This is a genomic window from Motilibacter aurantiacus (assembly GCF_011250645.1).
Lineage (GTDB): Bacteria > Actinomycetota > Actinomycetes > Motilibacterales > Motilibacteraceae > Motilibacter_A > Motilibacter_A aurantiacus.
In genome coordinates, this window is record NZ_JAANNO010000035.1 from 1 (window position 1) to 977 (window position 977).

At 69.4% G+C, this 977-nt stretch carries 2 protein-coding genes and 1 pseudogene; all 3 read right to left on the bottom strand.

Features of this window, described 5'->3' with window-relative positions; translation table 11 throughout:
• The coding region (locus G9H72_RS20685; RefSeq protein ID WP_166174741.1) for a hypothetical protein at positions 1–246 on the bottom strand (246 nt) is incomplete at its 3' end.
• Between the two features lie 3 nt (positions 247–249).
• A complete protein-coding gene (locus G9H72_RS20690; protein WP_034229166.1) occupies positions 250–516 on the bottom strand; it encodes a WhiB family transcriptional regulator in 267 nt (88 codons plus the stop codon).
• 211 nt (positions 517–727) lie between these two features.
• Positions 728–977 (bottom strand): annotated as a pseudogene (locus G9H72_RS20695) (hypothetical protein); the annotation flags it as partial.

The window sequence follows — 977 nt, forward strand, 5'->3', positions numbered from 1 at the left end:
CAGGGGGCTGGTCAGGTACTCATTGCCGATGACGCCGGGGTTGAGGGTCAGGGCGCCCGTGATCGCCACGTCTCCGGCGAACCGGATGCCGCCCGGCTCCACGCTGATCCCTGACTGGCGCAGGATGGCGTGCCGTTGGTCGTTGAGCTGGGTCTCCAGTCTCCGAATGGAAGCGAGGAGTGCGGCGAGTCCCTGCGGGTTGGCGGGGTAGTCCTCGGTGCGGCCCAGGGGTGTCCAGTCGTCCATGTTTCATCGCTTCCTTCGGTCGGTCTCGGTCAGGCCGCCGTACACGCCGGCCTCCTTCGGGTATGCGGTGCCGTACTCGCCACAGGCGGCCAGGGCCGGACACGTCTGGCAGAGCCGGGCGGCTAGCTGCTGATCTGCCGGGGTGTCGGATGTCCACACGGCCCGCTCGGGGATCGGGACGGCCCGGCAGGGCGACGGGTAGCCGGTGTCGGCCAGGTGCTCGAGGTGGGCCAGGAGCTCGGCGCGGGCCTCGCCCCGGGTGGCGGTCATGCTGCGGCCTCGCACGTCGGGTGGACGGGGTACGTGACCTTGTCGATGGGCCAGTCGCAGACGATGCAGCGAAACGCGAATGCCGGCCAGAGGTGAAAGTCCTGGTCAGCGCGTCGAGTGACGCTAGTGACGCGCCTGCGGTATGACTTCCCATGTGTGCGCGCGTAGGGGGAACCCTGAACTGCGTCACTTGCGTCACTAGGGCGTCTCGTCACCATGACGAACCGCCGTCCTCGGCAGGCTCGGCGTCCTCCGATGCCAGGCCGATGCCCGTGCGGACGCGGGTGCCACCCGTCCGGCGCTGCACGGGGTGACCGCGACGGTCGAGCGCGTCTCCGAAGGCTCGTTTGCTGCCCGGATCGGTGCCGTCCTCGGCGGCCCAGCGCTGCCAGCGGTCGAACAGGTCCGCGACGGTGGCGAACATGTGGGGGTTGAGGATGCAGCACTCGGTGATGAAGCGT